13 protein-coding genes are annotated in these 19,340 nt (G+C 58.3%); 6 read left to right on the top strand and 7 right to left on the bottom strand.

What is annotated here, in order from left to right:
* Positions 1–118 precede the first annotated feature (118 nt).
* From AB8804_RS19620 to AB8804_RS19590, 7 genes are all read right to left on the bottom strand, one after another.
* Positions 119–649 (bottom strand): hypothetical protein, encoded by a 531-nt coding sequence (locus tag AB8804_RS19620; protein WP_371189442.1) that lies wholly within the window; start codon positions 647–649, stop codon positions 119–121.
* On the bottom strand, positions 624–1,352 hold the full coding sequence (locus AB8804_RS19615; protein WP_371189438.1) for a transcriptional regulator: 729 nt from the start codon (positions 1,350–1,352) through the stop codon (positions 624–626). The genes AB8804_RS19620 and AB8804_RS19615 overlap by 26 nt, the downstream gene beginning before the upstream one ends.
* Positions 1,353–1,439: 87 nt before the next feature.
* Positions 1,440–2,144, bottom strand: a complete 705-nt coding sequence (locus AB8804_RS19610) for a molecular chaperone (RefSeq protein ID WP_371189434.1) — start codon at positions 2,142–2,144, stop codon at positions 1,440–1,442.
* Positions 2,141–3,748, bottom strand: coding sequence for a fimbrial protein (locus tag AB8804_RS19605; protein ID WP_371189430.1), 1,608 nt, complete (start codon positions 3,746–3,748; stop codon positions 2,141–2,143). The genes AB8804_RS19610 and AB8804_RS19605 overlap by 4 nt, the downstream gene beginning before the upstream one ends.
* 10 nt (positions 3,749–3,758) lie before the next feature.
* Complete coding sequence (locus AB8804_RS19600) at positions 3,759–6,251, bottom strand: TcfC E-set like domain-containing protein (RefSeq protein ID WP_371189425.1); 2,493 nt, start codon at positions 6,249–6,251, stop codon at positions 3,759–3,761.
* Positions 6,252–6,304: 53 nt separating this feature from the next.
* A complete protein-coding gene (locus AB8804_RS19595; protein ID WP_371189422.1) occupies positions 6,305–6,982 on the bottom strand; it encodes a hypothetical protein in 678 nt (225 codons plus the stop codon).
* Positions 6,983–7,031: 49 nt separating this feature from the next.
* The gene (locus tag AB8804_RS19590; protein ID WP_371189418.1) at positions 7,032–7,619 is read right to left on the bottom strand and encodes a common pilus major fimbrillin subunit EcpA; all 588 of its coding nucleotides are present in this window, start codon (positions 7,617–7,619) and stop codon (positions 7,032–7,034) included.
* A 719-nt stretch (positions 7,620–8,338) separates the two neighbouring features.
* On the opposite strand from AB8804_RS19590, the gene AB8804_RS19585 reads away from it, so the two are divergent.
* From AB8804_RS19585 to baeR, 6 genes are read left to right on the top strand one after another with little or no spacing between them, the layout of a single operon-like run.
* Complete coding sequence (locus AB8804_RS19585) at positions 8,339–9,568, top strand: MdtA/MuxA family multidrug efflux RND transporter periplasmic adaptor subunit (protein WP_371189414.1); 1,230 nt, start codon at positions 8,339–8,341, stop codon at positions 9,566–9,568.
* Positions 9,568–12,690, top strand: coding sequence for an MdtB/MuxB family multidrug efflux RND transporter permease subunit (locus tag AB8804_RS19580; protein WP_371189410.1), 3,123 nt, complete (start codon positions 9,568–9,570; stop codon positions 12,688–12,690). The genes AB8804_RS19585 and AB8804_RS19580 overlap by 1 nt, the downstream gene beginning before the upstream one ends.
* Positions 12,691–15,768, top strand: coding sequence for a multidrug efflux RND transporter permease subunit MdtC (mdtC, locus tag AB8804_RS19575; RefSeq protein ID WP_371189407.1), 3,078 nt, complete (start codon positions 12,691–12,693; stop codon positions 15,766–15,768).
* Positions 15,769–17,184 carry an MFS transporter gene (locus AB8804_RS19570; protein WP_371189403.1) on the top strand — a complete coding sequence of 472 codons (1,416 nt, stop codon included), beginning with the start codon at positions 15,769–15,771 and terminating at the stop codon, positions 17,182–17,184.
* Entirely contained in the window at positions 17,181–18,584 is a 1,404-nt protein-coding gene (gene baeS, locus AB8804_RS19565; protein ID WP_371189399.1) for a two-component system sensor histidine kinase BaeS, read from the top strand. Before AB8804_RS19570 ends, baeS begins: the two co-directional genes overlap by 4 nt.
* Positions 18,581–19,303: a two-component system response regulator BaeR gene (gene baeR / locus AB8804_RS19560; RefSeq protein ID WP_371189394.1), complete on the top strand. Its 723-nt coding sequence runs from the start codon at positions 18,581–18,583 to the stop codon at positions 19,301–19,303. The genes baeS and baeR overlap by 4 nt, the downstream gene beginning before the upstream one ends.
* The last annotated feature ends 37 nt before the right edge of the window (positions 19,304–19,340 follow it).

Here is a 19,340-nt window from a genome sequence, read left to right as displayed (position 1 = left end):
CCTTTTAAGAATCCGGACAGGAGAAAACGCAGTCAGGAGCCAGTACACATAAACGTCCTCACATTCACAATAAGACAGCATAAAATAAATAAATTCTGCATTTAATCGATACTTATGTTCACCACGTCGAGATGGCAGGCGAAAAAATCCTGGTGAACCGTTGCAGGCCCGCAGGCCGATCGGCCCTGCAAACGGCAATCGTGCGGCGCAGATCTCTTATTCCATAAATGTTCCCTGATATCGGCATGATTTTATAAAAAAATAGCGTTTGCTTAGACATCAGAATATCCGTGATGGCATCCGGGAGATCGTCATTCTCATTCTTAACGATCCCCATACGCAGCGTGCGAAGATAACCATCGCTGTCCTTACCGACAAACTGTAGGCTTGTCGTTCGGTTTACCGAATAGCCTTTCTCATTCACTGTTATCACGCCCACCTGTGAAACAAAGCCTTCTGACGTCGAAGCGATGCGAAAAACCTGCAAAACCTCTCCGCTAATAGCGATCCCATCCTGCTGCGTGCCTAAAGCGAGGTGATATCTGCCAGTACACACCAGCGCGCTGGGGTAAGCGTGAATAAACAGAGCCAGCGAAACAATAAGCATAAGCAGCACGCTCAGGCTAATAAACGTAATTTTCGCACGCATACGCCATACCTTTTTTATCCACCGGACACACGCTTAGAAAATGTTCTTTCAGCCTGTTATCGCCTGAAAGGCTGTTGTCATCATAAAAAACGATAACCCGCTGCTTTCCTGAACAGACGGAGCGGATCTTCTGCCATTTGTCCGTCAGCAGGAAATGGGCAATTTTCTCAGGAGGATTATCACGGGTGGTGAATATTTTACAGCCCCCCATTTTCCGAACTAAGGCAATATCGTCATTTTTTAATAACCCAGAGATCAAAAGTCCTAAGGCAACCAGCACGAACACGCCGACGGCTAGCCAGAGAAAAATAACGGACTTTTTTCTGTAGTGAATCCCTCCACGTTTATCCGATGACGTCAACGGCGCGTTTTCAACGGAATCAGAATCCTGGATCCTGATGCTGGCCCGAAAAACAAATCCCTCCCGAGGAATGGTTTCTATTAAATTTAATTCACCAAGTTCAGAAAAGGCTTTACGTAAAATGCTGATATTTTTATTGAGACTGTGTCCAGAGGGGGCCATACCATGCTTTCCCCATACCTCCTCAATAATAGGCTCACGATTAACCTGCTGACCATTATGCACAATAAATAATGCGAGCAATCTTGCCGTTGCCGCGGGTAACGTTACCTTATTAGAATATAAACTCAACGTTCTATTGTTGAAATCATATACGATCCGTTCATTAATCACACATTTCATCTGAATAGGCTCTTATATTCCCTTGAGGATATCATCACCCGATCCAGAGTAATTTTATTGAAAAGAGTTAGCAATATAATATTCTTTTCATTTGATGCTGTTTTGAGCATTAAAACAGGCATTGCCCAGGGGTATATATTTCTTCATGGCAACAATAAATTTTTTATTTTTTTCCTTCAAACTTGCGCTTTCAAATTTTTCGCCGGGCAGCAGATAAATCATCTTTGCCTCATCGTCTGGCGAGTGGCAGCCTTTGTGCACAATGAGCTTAAAAAATGTATTCCCGGTATTTTTTACCACTCCCCGACTCTCGTCCAGCGAATAGCCAAACCTGATTTTTCTGGGACGAACCACCAGTATGGTTTCCATGGCAACGACCGGTACCGCCTCGCTTTTTTTCCCGCCGCGTTGCTCGGGAAACAGCAGCATAGGCATCTCCTTAAACAGGATCCTGTAGTAGCGCTCCTTATCGTCCTGCGGTCCGCGATAGAAAATTTTGAAAAACTCCCCTCCTCCCGGGGATAGCGAAAAGCTCAGCGGGGCAAAGAGAAGCTCTCCGTTTGCGATACGTTCACGATGTTCGCCTCCCGCTCCCGGCCGGTCTATTTTTACGGCTGCAATACCGTACAGATTCTGTTTGCTGCCGTCGTTCACGATTCGCTTACTGATAAACGACGCGTCGGACGCCATTTCATAGATGGTGGAGTCCAGATAAATGGCGTTCGCGCGGGGTAAAAACAGCGCCGCCAGCAGGAGCGCCGTATAAACCATCGCTGCGCGCCCGCGGCTCATTGCGTGACTCCCGCCCAGTTTGCCGTCACCCGCAGCTCGCCGCTTGCGCTGACCACGCCTTCCCAGTCGCTGCCGGAGACCGTGAGCATGGAACGCGAGTCGTTCATAGGAAACAGCAGCGTCAGGTTTGTCGTGAAGAAGCTGCCGTCGTCCGTGTTGTTTGCGTCCCACGGAGCCTGCTGCCATTGCGCATTGTTGAGGCTGATGGCGTCTTCGCCGCAGCTGTTGCGCACCTGCACGGTGCCGCCCGAACTGTCGCTGTAGCGCAGATACGCCGGAATGGGCACATTTATGCCGTCCTGCCCGGACGTAAACAGGCAGTAAGGAACAGAATTGATCGTCGTGCTGTCGCCGATAACCTGCGCCGTAATGCTGTCCGCCTGGCGCGGGCCGGATATCGTAATGACATAATCCATTTCAATGGGCGTTTCGTCGCCAATCGCGCCGCTGCCGCTGGCTGAGGTGGTGTTGTCCGACGTTAATATGCTTATCCCATACTCTTTCGGCACGATATTCAGCTGCAGCGACGGTGAAAACTGATAGTAGCCCGACTCCGGCGTCACGCTATTGGTGAATGCAAACGTAAAGGGCTGCGTGTTCGAAATACTCACGCCAGCATCGACCATATTCTTTAAAAACGTCTTTGAGAGAAAGACATAGATATACTCTCCGCCGCTGCTGAAGAGGTTGCTGTAAATCGCCGTGCTGCTGTAGTTGGTCCAGTTTTGCCCGTCGCCGGAATATTTAATCGTTGCCGCCGCCGGAGAAAAGCCCAGCAGCGCGCTGTCGGCGTACATGCGAATACGCAGCGAATTTGTCAGGTTGCTGGACTGGCTAAAATGATACGAAATCATTTTGCAGATCACGCCGTCGACGTTGCCCACCACGCCCAGCTCGCAGAAGCCGCTGTCTTTGGCGATGCTTGGCGTACCGTCGCTGGCGATCCACAGCTCCTGGAACGCGTTGGTCGATTCAAGCGATAAATGCCCCACCTTGGTCAGCGAATAGGGCCGAATGTACCAGTTGCCGCTGCTTTGATCCTTGCAGCGCGCACCGGCGGCATAATCATATTCAACCGTCGTGCGGCAAAAGTTGAGGTTATAGGTTTCAGTGGCCCCTACGGACATATTGCGGAAATAGTCATAGGCCGAGTCGCTCAGGGACGCGAAGCCGTAATAGCCTCCGCCAATGCCCCCGCCCGTCGCTTTTGTATGATAGAAACCGAGCCGGTCGGTTAAATCAGCGGATATATAGCCTGACGATGGGCAGTTAGCGCCCGTTGTGCAGCGGATCCCGCGGAACGGCTCGCTTATTGGCGAGTTTTCAATCCACATATCCTTATAGTAATTCGTGTTGGCAACCCAGCCGACGATGCCCATATAGCCCAGGCTGTCCTGGTCAGAACCATATTTCACCCACGCGTTCGCGCCGCTGATGCGCGGATCGAGCGACGAGGGCGTGATGAAAAATTCATTATCGACGTTATTCTCGATAAACAAAAACGTGTTGCTCACCGCCGCCTGCGTCGACGCCGTGAGGGCCAGCGCCGGGCCCGAGAGCGACAGCGTGGCGCAGGCAATAAGCAATCCAGGAAGTAACTTCATTATTTTATCCTTACCTTTGGGCCAGCGATTCCTGAGCGTTGCACTGGATATCCCCCACCCACGCGGCACCGCGCGCCTTGTTGAGATCCAAATCGGCTTCGCAAATGTTTCCACTGCGTGAAACGAGGGTGATCACGGGGAATTTTTTATCGATATCAATGGCGAACTCGCCCTTATCGTCGGTACGCGTTTTTCCTATGTGGTTATGAATATCGACGTTCGCCGCGATATTGCCGTCCGGATAGCGGATGCGGCCAAATACCGTCACCATGCTTTTTATATCGGGCGACACGATGCCGACGTTGCCGGGATACAGGTTAAGCGTATCTTTACGCCCGGAAACGATATCAAAGCTGTCTTCCGAATTTTTATCGTTCATTATTTCCAGCTTGTACTGGGCATACGGCGGCAGGGCGATAAAGCTCGAGCTGCCGCTCAACACGTAGTGTTGATTGTTGATTTTCGCCGCCAGCTTTCCGTCGCCCACGCTATCGGTTTTAATGATTATCCCCGAACGCTCCCTTTCTTTACTCAGGCCAAACTCTCCGCCCGCCCACGCGACCGAGCCCTGCGAGGAATAGTTCATGTTGGTAGAGGCATCCCCGGCGCGGGTCACCGAAACGGTGCCGGCGTTGTATTTCGTGTCATACCCCAGGTTGCCGTTGACGGAGTAGCGATTGTCGCCATACTGCTCACCGCTCAGGCGCGTTGATGCAGAAAGCCCCACCGACCTGACCGCCCCCTCTGCGAACTGCTTGCGGGCGCTGATATTCCCCTGCGTGCTGCCGTAACGATCCCTCGAAACGCCCAGGCTCATCCACGACGCCAGCGGGAGGGAGAAATCCAGGCTGACATAGCGCTCCTGGCGTCCGTCATCGTTGACGTTGTTGTAGTAATAGCGCTGTAGCCCCGCGCGCAACCCCACCGTGGCATAACGACCGGAATAGAGCGTCGTGCTGTAGTCGAGATTGCGGTATTTGTTGCCGGAATAGCGGTTCACGGTCTGGCTCACGGTAAGCGAACCGCCGTGGGGCACAAATTTGCTCAGGTTGAGCGTCGCGCCCACCGAGTCGTTATCGCGCTCCTGCACCGGCAAACGCGATCCGATATGGCTATCCTCGCGGGACGCCCACAGCGATCCGAATCCCCCCGGCGATGAGAGCGTAATATTGCTCACGTTTCGCCACGTGCCGTCGTTTGCCACCATTGTCTGGGCGCCCACGCTCACGTGCTCGTTAACGCTGAGCGTCACGTCCGTTTCGTTGACGGCGTTCGCGTCGAAACCGTAAAGCGTCGATTTCACGTTGAGCCCGGACAGCACCGCCAGGGTAGCGGACGCTGCGCCCCCGGCAATCCACGTCTGCTCGCTGCCCTCGTCGCGGTATTGATGACGCCGGTAGCTAATGCGGTCGTAGTCCAGCGATCCGCCAAAAACCTGCCACGAGAATGAACCCGCCCCCGCCTGCTGGCGCCTCGAGAAGATTTTATTGACCCGGCTTACGAGGGTGTTGACCGTGCGGCCATTCACCACAATATCGACCCTGACGTCGTACACGCCGTAGGGGAATTTGCTGGTATCAATTTCATAGCTGCCCATATTGAAGTTTTGGACGCTGAGCAGCCGCCCTTCACGGAAAACGTGCACTTCACCTGCCGCGGGCAGAAATACCTTAATCGGGGTGAGCGCCAGCGACGTATTCTCGATAACCGTGCTGCCTTTATTGCCGTAGCTTACGCCGTAGATTTTTCCGCCGTTAAGCGCGTTAAGGCTGGCAATAGACTGAACGTTCCAGGTATCGAGCATCCCCAGCGCTACGCGGTAGCCACCGACGTCGCGCTCGTACATCGCCCGATAAAGTTTGCCGGTGCTATTGCTGTTGCCAATGCCATAAAGCGAGCCGTTAATATTAAAATGGTGCTCGCGGAGCGCCGTCATATTATCGACGGTTAAATAGCTGCGTGAGCTGCTGCCGTTTTTATAATCGTTGTAATACGAGCCAAAATTATAATTCAGCACGTTGGAGAGGCCGTTAACGCTGGAAGGCCCGAGCAGGGAGCTTCGCGCCACGATTGCCTCCGTCAGCGCATCCTTGCTGACGATCATTTCCAGATGAAACGATGAAACGTTGAGCGTCAGGCTGGCCTCGGGCGTCAGGACGATCGAGGTGTTATCACGAAACTTTACGTCGCGCATTTTATCAACCATCGCGCGCGTTTTATCCGACAGCACGGCGTTATCCGGCAGATCAACCAGCGTAATAGACCTGACGATAATATTCCCGTTATCCAGTGAAATAACCGCATCCGCTATCTTCTGCTGGCTTTTTTCATCTGTTTTCTGATATCGAATATAAACAGGAACGCTCATCCCCTGCTCCAGGGATTGCGCAAAGGCACCGGGAATAACGAATTGACCAATTTTAACAGGCGCGGCATTCAGGTACCCAGGTATTAACGTCAAAGAGAGAATAACGCCTCTCCCTGCCAGAGAGTTAAATGACATATGTATCCTTACGCTTCGCTATTTTAATCCCGACCTGATAACGTCTTCGCTTATTACCTGGCGGAAATAAACTGTTTGCCATGCCAGATGCCGACATGTGAGTTTTTATTCTTCACGTCCGTACGCTGAAGCTTAATTTTCGTCCCCGGCATAACGTAATACCGCTCGCGACAGCCTTTTCCGCGGTCTTGAGAGGGGTCTTTACAGGCACCGTAGGCGATAACGCGAAACGATACGTTTCCTTTATTTTCAATGACGTCATCACGTCGGGCGTAGTCGAAGCGCTCTTTTCGCGGCGCGACGACCAGCAGCGTGCCGATTTCGGCGGAAGCCGTCGCAACGGCGGCCTTGCTGGCATGCGTTACGCCGGTTTCGCTCACCGGCTCGTCGATCCACTGCAGGCGGTAATAGCGCTCCCTGTCATCGGCCGGGCCTTTATAGAAAAAGCGAAATACGTCTTTCGCCTGGCCGGGCAGAATCAGGTTGGCCGGCGTCAGCAAAATCTCGCCCGCATTATTGGGTTTAATTTCCACGCCATCGGGCAGCGGTGAAGAAAGCTGTTTTACCGAGACGCTGACGTAGCGGGCAGCATCGGTGGTATTGGTAATTTCTTTCGATAATGAACTCTGCTCCGAAGTCATTATCGACGTAATATCGCCCACGTTTATTGCCAGGCACGAAAAGGACAGCACCATCCCTGCCAAAAAGGTTATTGGCAAATATCTCTTCATGACATTTCCTCTGAAAACTCGGGGGAGATCTCCCCCGAATTCTGATGCGTTACGCCGTTGGGGTAGTCCAGGTTGCGTTGAACTGTACCTTCACGTCGCCCGTCCAGTAGCCGTCCGGCAGCGAGGAGTAGTCCGTTACGGCCGTCGTGCCGTCAGACGTGGCGGAGGCAATGGTGAACTTGAAGCTGGACTGATCGCTAACGCGCTCCGTGCCGTTGTACGCGCCGTCGGCCATCAGGCTTTCGAGGCCGGAGGTTGACGCACCGTTCACGAGGACGGTTTCAGAAGCGTTTGACAGGGCTTTGCCGTTCCACGCCACGCCAACGCCCAGCGTTGAGGCATCGCCGCTGGCATTGGTCAGCGTGCTGCTAATAACCTGCGCGGTCAGTTCGAAATCCGTTGCGCTGTCCTGGCCCTGGATCGTGACGTCAAACGCCCCGTCCTGCGCGTTAAAGCCATTCAGGCCTTCGGCGTACTGGAACGTCAGAGAGTTCAGAGGGGTAACCACCAGCATGCTGGTCGTGTCTTTCGTCGCGGTCGCATCCCATGATGCGGTTGCCGAAGCGGTGACGTCCGCCAGCGCATTGGCCGTAGCAAATACAGAAGCCAGAGAGGCAACCAGTAATAATTTTTTCATTTTTTCTTCTCCTAAGAACAAACTCGCTGCCTGACATTATTAGGGATATGCCAGGAGCTCCATTAGATGCGAGCAATAACCGCTGCGCGAAAAAATTATTATTTGAATTAAGTTACATAACAACAAACAAAAATACGAAAATTCTCAACTTCTTTAGGAAAAGATATATTCTCAAATCAGTAAAACCTCACAATCTCAGCATTTAAATCCAATTATGTTGTTATTTTAAGCATTAAAAACCATTGATATGCTTTATTTCATCTTTTTTAACTGATTTTGATTTTTAATCCGCATCAAATTACCCACGTCGTCATAAAATGCAAATTTAGCAGATAAATCAACAAACTAGAGCACGATACATAAAAGCCATCTGATTGTTAATAAAATGATACGGAAACGCTATAAAATATTTAATTAGAGAAAATTCCTAAGCCTTTTTAAATAAGCGGGAAATAATCTTATAAAATATTTAATCTTTTTTATTTTTTCTTCTTTTAATTTTCGCATGTCTGTTTCAGAGCTGCGTTTTTCCTCGTATTAATCAAAAGTGCCGTCTGCGTCGCGCAAATGGCAGCGCCGATGGAAACCACGATGCCCCTGGCGGGCGTCCCATTCGGACAATTCCCTACGGTGTTCCACATTTCCTCCATTTTTCTGCCGGGATGCCTGACTAAACTAGTATCATTCCCCGAAGTGTTTCAGGATGAGAACGTATAACGATGAAAGGCCGTAACAAATCCCGCTGGGCCATTGCCGCCGGCATCATTGTGGTGGCCCTTGCCGCCGCCTGGTACTGGCATAACCAATCAGCAAAAACGCCTGCGCCCGCGGGTGCCAGCGGTCATGCGCAGCAGGCCCCGGGCGGACGTCGCGGCATGCGCGGCGGCGCGCTGGCTCCGGTTCAGGCGGCCATCGCGGTAAATAAAGCCGTGCCGCGCTATCTCTCGGGTTTAGGGACGATTACCGCCGCCAACACCGTCACGGTGCGCAGCCGCGTCGACGGCCAGCTGATGGCCCTGCACTTTCAGGAAGGTCAGCAGGTTAAGGCCGGGGATCTCCTCGCCGAAATCGATCCGAGCCAGTTTAAGGTCAACCTTGCGCAGGCGCAGGGGCAGCTCGCCAAGGATAAAGCCACACTCGCCAACGCCCAGCGCGATCTGGCGCGCTACCAGCAGTTGGTGAAAACAAACCTGGTCTCCAGACAGGAGCTGGACACTCAGCGCTCGCTGGTTAGCGAAACGCAGGGCACCATCAAGGGCGACGAAGCCGCCGTTGCCAGCGCGCAGCTCCAGCTCGACTGGAGCCGCATCACCGCCCCGATTGACGGCCGCGTGGGCCTCAAGCAGGTGGACATCGGCAACCAGATTTCCAGCGGCGATACCACGGGCATCGTGGTCATCACCCAGACTCACCCTATCGATCTGGTCTTTACCCTGCCGGAGAGCGACATCGCCACCGTGGTGCAGGCGCAGAAGGCCGGAAAAGGGCTGGTCGTTGAAGCCTGGGACCGCACCAATAAACAGAAGCTCAGCGAAGGTGCCCTGCTCAGCCTGGATAACCAGATCGACACCACCACCGGCACCATCAAGCTGAAGGCGCGCTTTAACAATGAGGATGACGCCCTCTTCCCGAACCAGTTCGTCAATGCGCGGATGCTGGTGGCGACGGAAGAGAACGCGGTGGTGATCCCTACCGCCGCGCTGCAGATGGGCAATGAAGGTAACTTCGTCTGGGTGCTGAACGCCGATAATAAGGTCAGCAAGCATTTGGTGAAAACCGGGATTCAGGACAGCCAGACGGTGGTGATTGCCGCCGGGCTTTCAGCGGGCGACCGCGTCGTTACCGACGGCATTGACCGCCTGACCGAGGGCGCCAAAGTCGAGGTGGTCGACGCGCACGCGGGCGCGGTAGCAGCCGAACAGCCTGCGAAACGGGGAGCGAAAGCCTGATGCAGGTCATGCCGCCAAGCTCTACAGGTGGGCCGTCACGCCTGTTTATTCTGCGCCCCGTTGCCACCACCCTGCTGATGGTGGCGATCCTGCTGGCCGGGATTATTGGCTACCGCTTCCTGCCTGTTTCGGCGCTGCCGGAAGTGGACTACCCGACGATTCAGGTGGTAACCCTCTATCCAGGCGCCAGCCCGGACGTGGTGACCTCCGCCATTACCGCCCCGCTGGAGCGCCAGTTCGGCCAGATGTCCGGCCTAAAGCAGATGTCCTCGCAAAGCTCCGGCGGCGCGTCGGTGGTCACGCTGCAGTTCCAGCTCACGCTGTCGCTGGACGTCGCCGAGCAGGAGGTGCAGGCCGCGATTAACGCCGCCACCAACCTGCTGCCGTCCGACCTGCCCAACCCGCCGGTTTACAGCAAGGTCAACCCGGCGGATCCGCCGATCATGACGCTGGCGGTCACCTCCTCCGCCCTGCCGATGACGCAGGTGGAAGACATGGTCGAAACCCGCGTGGCGCAGAAAATTTCTCAGGTTTCCGGCGTCGGCCTGGTGACGCTGGCGGGCGGGCAGCGCCCGGCCGTGCGCGTGAAGCTGAACGCGCAGGCGATTGCCGCGCTGGGCTTAACCAGCGAGACCATCCGCACCGCCATCACCAACGCTAACGTCAACTCGGCGAAAGGCTCGCTGGACGGCCCTACGCGTGCGGTCACCCTGTCCGCGAACGACCAGATGCAGTCCGCCGACGAATACCGTCAGCTGATCGTCGCCTACCAGAACGGCGCGCCGATTCGCCTGGGCGACGTCGCCACCGTGGAGCAAGGCGCGGAAAACAGCTGGCTGGGCGCGTGGGCCAATAAGCAGCAGGCGATCGTCATGAACGTCCAGCGCCAGCCCGGTGCCAACATCATCGATACCGCCGACAGCATCCGCGCGATGCTGCCGCAGCTGATCGAGAGCCTGCCGAAGTCGGTCAGCGTGAAGGTGCTTTCCGACCGCACCACCAACATTCGCGCCTCGGTCACCGATACCCAGTTCGAGCTGATGCTGGCCATCGCGCTGGTGGTGATGATCATCTATCTGTTCCTGCGCAACGTCCCGGCGACAATCATTCCCGCCGTCGCCGTGCCGCTGTCGCTGGTCGGAACCTTCGCCGTCATGGTGTTCCTCGACTTTTCGATTAACAACCTGACGCTGATGGCGCTCACCATCGCCACCGGCTTCGTGGTGGACGACGCCATCGTGGTGATCGAGAACATCTCGCGCTACATCGAAAAAGGCGAGAAGCCGCTCGCCGCCGCGCTCAAGGGGGCGGGCGAAATCGGCTTTACGATTATCTCGCTGACCTTCTCGCTGATTGCTGTGCTGATCCCGCTGCTGTTTATGGGCGATATCGTCGGGCGACTGTTCCGCGAGTTTGCGGTCACGCTGGCGGTGGCGATCCTGATCTCCGCCGTGGTGTCGCTGACCCTGACGCCAATGATGTGCGCCCGCATGCTGAGCGCGGAATCCCTGCGCAAGCAAAACCGCTTCTCGCGCGCCTCCGAGCGCATGTTCGAGCGTATTATTGCCGCCTACGGCCGCCTGCTGGCGAAGGTGCTGAACCACCCGTGGGCGACGCTCGGCGTGGCGCTCGGGACGCTGGCCCTGAGCGTGATGCTATGGATTTTCATCCCGAAAGGCTTCTTCCCGATCCAGGACAACGGCATTATTCAGGGCACGCTGCAGGCCCCGCAGTCGGTTTCGTTCGCCAGCATGGCCCAGCGCCAGCAGCAGGTTTCGGAGATCGTGATGAAGGACCCGGCGGTGGAAAGTTTAACCGCCTACGTCGGCGTGGACGGCACCAACCCGTCGCTGAACAGCGCGCGGCTGCAAATTAACCTCAAGCCGCTCGACGAGCGTGACGATCGGGTGAACGCGGTGATTGAGCGCCTGCAGCAGGCGGTGGCGAAGGTGCCGGGCACCGAGCTGTACCTACAGCCGATTCAGGATTTGACCATCGATACCCAGGTGAGCCGCACGCAGTACCAGTTTACGCTGCAGGCCAACAGCCTCGACGCGCTCAGCACCTGGGTGCCGCAGCTGGTCAACAAGCTCCAGGCGCTGCCGCAGCTTTCCGACGTCAGCAGCGACTGGCAGGACAAGGGGCTGGCGGCCTACGTCAACGTGAACCGCGACACCGCCAGCCGCCTCGGCATTACTATGGCGGACGTCGATAACGCGCTCTACAACGCCTTCGGCCAGCGCCTGATTTCGACCATTTATACCCAGGCAAACCAGTACCGCGTGGTGCTGGAGCACAACATCGACAGCACGCCGGGGCTCGCCGCGCTGGACTCGGTGCGCCTGACCAGCAAGGACGGGGGCATTGTGCCGCTCAGCGCCATTGCCAGCGTCGAGGAGCGCTACGCCCCGCTCTCCATCAACCATCTGGATCAGTTCCCGTCCACCACCGTTTCGTTTAACGTCGCGGACGGCTATTCGCTGGGCGACGCGGTGGAGGCGATCCAGAACGCGGAAAAAACCATCAGCTTCCCGTCGGATATTCAGACCCAGTTCCAGGGCAGCACGCTGGCGTTTCAGGCCGCGCTGGGCAGCACCGTCTGGCTGATCGTCGCCGCGGTGGTGGCGATGTACATCGTGCTCGGCGTGCTGTACGAGAGCTTTATTCACCCAATCACCATTCTCTCTACCCTGCCGACCGCGGGCGTGGGCGCCCTGCTGGCGCTGATGCTTGCGGGCAGCGAGCTGGACGTGATTGCGATTATCGGGATCATCCTGCTGATCGGCATCGTGAAGAAAAACGCCATCATGATGATCGACTTCGCGCTGGCCGCCGAGCGCGAGCAGGGCATGTCCCCGCGCGACGCCATTTTCCAGGCCTGCCTGCTGCGCTTTCGTCCGATCCTGATGACGACGCTGGCGGCGCTGCTGGGCGCGCTGCCGCTGATGCTCAGCACCGGCGTCGGGGCCGAGCTGCGCCGCCCGCTGGGGATCGGCATGGTAGGCGGGCTGCTGGTCAGCCAGGTGCTGACGCTGTTTACCACGCCGGTTATCTACCTGCTGTTTGACCGCCTGGCCCTGTGGACCAAAAGCCGCTTCCCTCAGCGTGAAGAGGAGGCGTAAATGAAGTTTTTCGCCCTCTTTATTTACCGCCCGGTGGCGACGATTTTAATCTCGGTCGCCATTACCCTGTGCGGCGTGCTCGGCTTCCGGCTGCTGCCGGTGGCCCCGCTGCCGCAGGTGGATTTTCCGGTGATCATGGTTAGCGCCTCGCTGCCGGGGGCGGCGCCGGAGACCATGGCCTCCTCCGTCGCCACGCCGCTTGAGCGCTCGCTCGGGCGCATTGCGGGGGTCAACGAGATGACCTCCAGCAGCTCGCTCGGCAGCACGCGCATCATCCTCGAGTTCAGCTTCGATCGCGACATCAACGGCGCGGCGCGCGACGTGCAGGCGGCCATCAACGCCGCGCAGAGCCTGCTGCCGAGCGGCATGCCGAGCAGGCCGACCTACCGCAAGGCCAACCCGTCCGACGCGCCGATCATGATCTTAACGCTCACCTCGGACACCTATTCCCAGGGCGAGCTGTACGACTTTGCCTCCACCCAGCTGGCGCAAACCATCGCCCAGATCGACGGCGTCGGCGACGTGGACGTGGGCGGAAGCTCGCTGCCCGCCGTGCGCGTGGGCCTCAACCCGCAGGCGCTGTTTAACCAGGGCGTGTCGCTGGACGACGTGCGCAGCGCCATCAGCAACGCCAACGTGCGCAGGCCGCAGGGCGCGATCGAGGACAACAGCCGCCGCTGGCAGCTCCAGACCAACGACGAGCTAAAAACCGCCGCCGAGTATGAGCCGCTGATTATTCACTACAACAACGGCGCGGCGGTGCGGCTGAGCGACGTTGCCAGCGTAACCAACTCGGTGCAGGACGTGCGCAACGCCGGGATGACCAACGCGAAGCCGGCGATTTTGCTGATGATCCGCAAGCTGCCGGAAGCCAACATTATCCAGACGGTGAACAGCATTCGCGCGCGCCTGCCGGAGCTGCAGGAGACCATTCCGGCGGCGATCGACCTGCAGATTGCCCAGGATCGCTCCCCGACGATCCGCGCCTCGCTTGAGGAGGTGGAGCAAACGCTGCTCATCTCCATCGCGCTGGTGATCCTGGTGGTGTTTCTGTTCCTGCGCTCGGGCCGCGCGACGCTGATCCCCGCCGTGGCCGTGCCGGTATCCCTGATTGGCACGTTTGCCGCCATGTACCTGTGCGGGTTTAGCCTTAACAACCTTTCGCTGATGGCGCTGACCATCGCCACCGGCTTTGTGGTCGACGACGCCATCGTGGTGCTGGAGAACATCTCGCGCCACCTTGAGGCGGGCATGAAGCCGCTTCAGGCGGCGCTTCAGGGGACGCGCGAGGTCGGCTTTACGGTGCTGTCCATGAGCCTGTCGCTGGTGGCGGTGTTCCTGCCGCTGCTGCTGATGGGCGGGCTGCCGGGGCGGCTGCTGCGCGAGTTCGCGGTAACGCTCTCGGTGGCGATCGGCATTTCGCTGGTGATTTCGCTGACGCTGACGCCAATGATGTGCGGCTGGATGCTCAAGCGCAGCAGGCCGCACTCTCAGCCGCGCCGCAAAGGCTTTGGCCGCGTCCTTGTGGCGATGCAGGAAGGCTACGGGAAATCACTGCGCTGGGTGCTCAGGCACACCCGCATCGTGGGCCTGGTGCTGATTGGCACCATCGCGCTGAACGTCTGGATGTACATCACCATCCCGAAGACCTTCTTCCCGGAGCAGGACACCGGCGTGCTGATGGGCGGCATTCAGGCCGACCAGAGCATCTCGTTCCAGGCGATGCGCGGTAAATTGCAGGACTTTATGAAGATCATCCGTGAAGATCCGGCGGTGGACAACGTGACCGGCTTTACCGGCGGCTCCCGCGTGAACAGCGGCATGATGTTTATCACCCTCAAATCCCGCGACGAACGCAGCGAAACCGCGCAGCAGGTGATCGACCGCCTGCGCGTCAAGCTCGCCAAAGAGCCGGGGGCGAACCTGTTTTTGATGGCCGTTCAGGATATCCGCGTCGGCGGCCGCCAGGCCAACGCCAGCTACCAGTACACGCTGCTCTCTGACGACCTCGCCGCCCTGCGCGAGTGGGAGCCAAAGATCCGCAAGGCGCTTGCCGCACTGCCGGAGCTGGCGGACGTGAACTCCGATCAGCAGGACAACGGCGCGGAAATGGCGCTCGTCTACGATCGCGAAACCATGTCGCGGCTGGGTATTAACGTCGAGGCGGCAAACAGCCTGCTCAATAACGCCTTTGGCCAGCGCCAGATCTCCACCATCTACCAGCCGATGAACCAGTACAAGGTGGTGATGGAGGTGGACCCGCGCTACACCCAGGACATCAGCGCGCTGGACAAAATGTTTGTGATTAATAACGACGGCAAGGCGATCCCGCTCTCGTACTTCGCCAGCTGGCTGCCGTCGAACGCGCCGCTTTCGGTCAACCACCAGGGGCTGTCCGCGGCGTCGACCATCTCGTTTAACCTGCCAACCGGCTCGTCGCTCTCCGAGGCCAGCGATGCGATTGCGCGCGCGATGACCCAGCTCGGCGTGCCGTCCACGGTGCGCGGCAGCTTTGCCGGCACGGCGCAGGTGTTCCAGGAGACGATGAACTCTCAGGTGATTTTGATTCTGGCGGCGATCGCGACGGTCTACATCGTGCTCGGCGTGCTGTATGAAAGCTACGTGCATCCGCTGACCATCCTCTCCACGCTGCCGTCGGCGGGCGTCGGCGCGCTGCTGGCGCTGGAGCTGTTCGGCGCGCCGTTCAGCCTTATCGCGCTGATTGGGATCATGCTGCTCATCGGCATCGTGAAGAAAAATGCGATCATGATGGTCGACTTCGCGCTGGACGCCCAGCGCAACGGCAGCATGACGCCGGAAGAGGCCATCTTCCAGGCCTGTCTTCTGCGCTTCCGCCCGATTATGATGACCACGCTGGCGGCGCTGTTTGGCGCGCTGCCGCTGGTGATTTCCGGCGGCGACGGCTCCGAGCTGCGACAGCCGCTGGGGATTACCATCGTCGGCGGGCTGGTGATGAGCCAGCTGCTGACGCTGTATACCACGCCGGTGGTCTATCTTTTCTTTGACCGCCTGCGGCTGCGTTTTTCACGTAAAAACAGAACAACGGTGACCGAGTAAATGACCGATCTCCCCAGCAGCGTTCGCTGGCAGCTTTGGATTGTCGCCTTCGGCTTCTTTATGCAGTCGCTGGATACGACCATCGTCAATACCGCCCTCCCCTCCATGGCGAGAAGCCTGGGGGAGAGCCCGCTGCATATGCACATGGTGATTGTCTCCTACGTGCTGACGGTGGCGATCATGCTGCCCGCCAGCGGCTGGCTGGCGGACAAGGTGGGCGTGCGCAATATCTTTTTCACCGCGATCGTGCTGTTCACCGCCGGGTCGCTGTTTTGCGCGCAGGCCAACACGCTCGACCAGCTGGTGATGGCGCGCGTGCTGCAGGGCGTCGGCGGCGCGATGATGGTGCCCGTCGGGCGGCTGACGGTGATGAAGATTGTGCCGCGCGAGCAGTATATGGCGGCGATGACCTTCGTCACCCTGCCCGGCCAGGTCGGGCCGCTGCTCGGCCCCGCCCTCGGCGGCATCCTGGTGGAGTACGCCTCGTGGCACTGGATTTTCCTGATCAACCTGCCGGTCGGCATCATCGGGGCGATTGCCACCCTGACGCTGATGCCGAACTACAAAATGCAGACGCGGCGCTTTGATTTCGTCGGCTTTATTCTGCTGGCGGCGGGGATGGCTACGCTGACGCTGGCGCTCGACGGGCAGAAAGGGCTGGGGATTTCATCGCTCTCGCTTGCCGCGCTGGTGACGATCGGCGTGGTCGCCGTCCTGTGGTATGTCTGGCACGCCAGAGGCAACGAGCGCGCGCTGTTCAGCCTGGCGCTGTTTAAAAACGCCACCTACCGCCTTGGCCTGTTCGGCAGCTTTGCCGGGCGCATCGGCAGCGGCATGCTGCCGTTTATGACGCCGGTGTTTTTACAGATCGGCATGGGCTTTTCGCCGTTCCACGCGGGCTTAATGATGATCCCGATGGTGCTCGGCAGCATGGGCATGAAGCGCATCGTGGTGCAGGTGGTTAACCGCTTCGGCTATCGCCGCGTGCTGGTCGCCGCCACGCTCGGGCTGGCGCTGGTCAGCCTGCTGTTCATGGCCGTGGCGCTGCTGGGCTGGTACTACGCGCTGCCGCTGGTGCTGTTCTGCCAGGGGATCATCAACTCCATGCGCTTCTCGTCGATGAATACCCTGACGCTGAAGGATTTACCCGACGAGCTGGCCAGCAGCGGCAATAGCCTGCTGTCGATGATCATGCAGCTCTCCATGAGCGTGGGCGTAACCGTTGCGGGGCTGCTGCTCGGCATGTACGGCCAGCACCATCTCAGCGTGGATACGCCGGTCGCGCACCAGGTCTTTTTATATACCTATCTCAGCATGGCGGTGATTATCGCCCTGCCCGCGTTTATTTTCGCCAGAGTCCCGCGGGATACCAGCAAGAACGTCGTCATCCGGCGCGGCAAAAGGAGTGCACCATGAAGTTCTGGCGGCCGGGCATCACCGGCAAACTGTTTCTGGCCATTTTAGCCACCTGTATGGTGCTGCTGATCACCATGCACTGGGCGGTGCGGGTGAGCTTTGAGCGCGGCTTTATCGACTACATTAAGCACGGCAACGAGCAGCGTCTGCAGGGGCTGAGCGACGCGCTGGGCGAGCAGTACGCCCTGCACGGCAACTGGCGGTTTCTGCGCAACAACGACCGCTTTGTTTTTCAGATCCTGCGCTCGCTGGAGCACGACGCCGATGACGACAGGCCGGGCCCGAACATGCCGCCGCACGGCTGGCGCACGCAGTTTTGGGTGATCGACCAGGAGAGGCGCGTGCTGGTGGGGCCGCGCGCGCCGGTGCCGCCGGACGGGTCAAAGCGCGCCATTAAGTCGGACGGCGCCATCGTCGGCTGGGTCATCGCCTCCCCGGTGGAGCGCCTGACGCGCAACACCGATATCAACTTTGACCGCCAGCAGCGCCAGACCAGCTGGCTTATCGTCGCGCTTTCCACGCTGCTGGCGGCGCTCGCCACCTTCCCGCTAGCGCGCGGCCTGCTTGCGCCGGTCAAGCGGCTGGTGGAGGGCACGCACAGGCTGGCCGCCGGGGATTTTTCCACCCGCGTGGATACCCAAAGCCAGGACGAGCTCGGCAAGCTGGCGCAGGACTTTAACCAGCTCGCGAGCACGTTGGAGAAGAATCAGCAGATGCGCCGGGACTTTATGGCCGACATTTCGCACGAGCTGCGCACCCCGCTGGCGGTGCTGCGCGGCGAGCTGGAGGCGATTCAGGACGGCGTGCGCCAGTTCACGCCGGAATCCGTTGCCTCCCTGCAGGCGGAGGTGGGCACGCTGACCAAGCTGGTGGACGATCTGCACCAGCTTTCCATGTCCGACGAGGGCGCGCTGGCCTACCAGAAAGCACCCGTGGACGTGATTAACATTCTCGAAGTGGCGAGCGGTGCCTTCCGCGAGCGCTTCGCCAGCCGCAACCTGAAGATTGACCTGTCGCTGCCGGACAGCGCCGTGGTGTTTGGCGACAAAGACCGCCTGATGCAGCTGTTCAACAACCTGCTGGAAAACAGCCTTCGCTACACCGACAGCGGCGGCGGGCTGCACATTTCCGGCGCGCAGCAAAACGGCCGCTTTGCCCTCACCTTTGCCGACTCCGCCCCCGGCGTGCAGGCGGCGCAGCTGGAAAAACTGTTCGAGCGCTTTTACCGCACGGAAGGCTCGCGCAACCGCGCCAGCGGCGGCTCCGGCCTGGGGCTGGCAATTTGCGTCAACATCGTCGAGGCGCACAACGGCACGATCCGCGCCGCCCATTCGCCTTTTGGCGGGGTTAGCATTACAGTAGAATTACCGCTGGAACGGGAGTTATCGAGAGAAGCATGACCGAGTTACCCATTGATGAAAACACGCCGCGCATCCTGATCGTGGAGGACGAGCCCAAGCTCGGGCAGCTCCTGATAGACTATCTGCGCGCGGCAAGCTACGCGCCTTCGCTGATTAGCCACGGCGACCAGGTGCTGCCCTACGTGCGCCAGACGCCGCCGGATCTGATTCTGCTGGATCTTATGCTGCCGGGCACCGACGGCCTGACCCTGTGCCGGGAAATTCGCCGTTTCTCTGAGGTCCCCATCGTGATGGTGACGGCCAAAATCGAAGAGATTGACCGCCTGCTGGGCCTCGAAATTGGCGCGGATGACTACATCTGCAAACCGTACAGCCCGCGCGAGGTGGTGGCCCGCGTGAAGACCATCCTGCGCCGCTGCAGGCCGCAGCGCGATCTGCAGGCGCTGGACGCCGAAAGCCCGCTGATCGTCGACGAAAGCCGCTTCCAGGCAAGCTGGAGCGGAAAGCTGCTGGACCTGACGCCCGCCGAGTTCCGCCTGCTGAAAACGCTCTCCCACGAGCCGGGCAAGGTGTTCTCGCGCGAGCAACTGCTGAACAACCTGTATGACGATTACCGCGTGGTAACCGACCGCACCATCGACAGCCATATCAAAAACCTGCGCCGCAAGCTGGAGGCGCTGGACGCCGAGCAGTCATTTATTCGCGCGGTGTACGGCGTGGGGTATCGCTGGGAAGCGGACGCGTGCAGGATTGTCTAATTATGCGTTAGCCTGCCGAGCGGCGGGCTTTCTTTAA

Origin of the sequence: Enterobacter sp. KBR-315C3_2022 (assembly GCF_041399425.1) — a bacterium.
GTDB lineage: Bacteria > Pseudomonadota > Gammaproteobacteria > Enterobacterales > Enterobacteriaceae > Enterobacter.
The sequence above is the reverse complement of the archived record's forward strand: the minus strand, read 5'-3'. Positions and strand labels throughout refer to the sequence as shown.

Excerpts from the sequence above, each read along its gene's own strand:
- AB8804_RS19620 (WP_371189442.1), bottom strand. The coding sequence starts at position 649 with ATGCGTGCGAAAATTACGTTTATTAGCCTGAGCGTGCTGCTTATGCTT.
- AB8804_RS19615 (WP_371189438.1), bottom strand. The coding sequence starts at position 1,352 with ATGAAATGTGTGATTAATGAACGGATCGTATATGATTTCAACAATAGA.
- AB8804_RS19610 (WP_371189434.1), bottom strand. The coding sequence starts at position 2,144 with ATGAGCCGCGGGCGCGCAGCGATGGTTTATACGGCGCTCCTGCTGGCG.
- AB8804_RS19605 (WP_371189430.1), bottom strand. The coding sequence starts at position 3,748 with ATGAAGTTACTTCCTGGATTGCTTATTGCCTGCGCCACGCTGTCGCTC.
- AB8804_RS19600 (WP_371189425.1), bottom strand. The coding sequence starts at position 6,251 with ATGTCATTTAACTCTCTGGCAGGGAGAGGCGTTATTCTCTCTTTGACG.
- AB8804_RS19595 (WP_371189422.1), bottom strand. The coding sequence starts at position 6,982 with ATGAAGAGATATTTGCCAATAACCTTTTTGGCAGGGATGGTGCTGTCC.
- AB8804_RS19590 (WP_371189418.1), bottom strand. The coding sequence starts at position 7,619 with ATGAAAAAATTATTACTGGTTGCCTCTCTGGCTTCTGTATTTGCTACG.
- AB8804_RS19585 (WP_371189414.1), top strand. The coding sequence starts at position 8,339 with ATGAAAGGCCGTAACAAATCCCGCTGGGCCATTGCCGCCGGCATCATT.
- AB8804_RS19580 (WP_371189410.1), top strand. The coding sequence starts at position 9,568 with ATGCAGGTCATGCCGCCAAGCTCTACAGGTGGGCCGTCACGCCTGTTT.
- mdtC (WP_371189407.1), top strand. The coding sequence starts at position 12,691 with ATGAAGTTTTTCGCCCTCTTTATTTACCGCCCGGTGGCGACGATTTTA.
- AB8804_RS19570 (WP_371189403.1), top strand. The coding sequence starts at position 15,769 with ATGACCGATCTCCCCAGCAGCGTTCGCTGGCAGCTTTGGATTGTCGCC.
- baeS (WP_371189399.1), top strand. The coding sequence starts at position 17,181 with ATGAAGTTCTGGCGGCCGGGCATCACCGGCAAACTGTTTCTGGCCATT.
- baeR (WP_371189394.1), top strand. The coding sequence starts at position 18,581 with ATGACCGAGTTACCCATTGATGAAAACACGCCGCGCATCCTGATCGTG.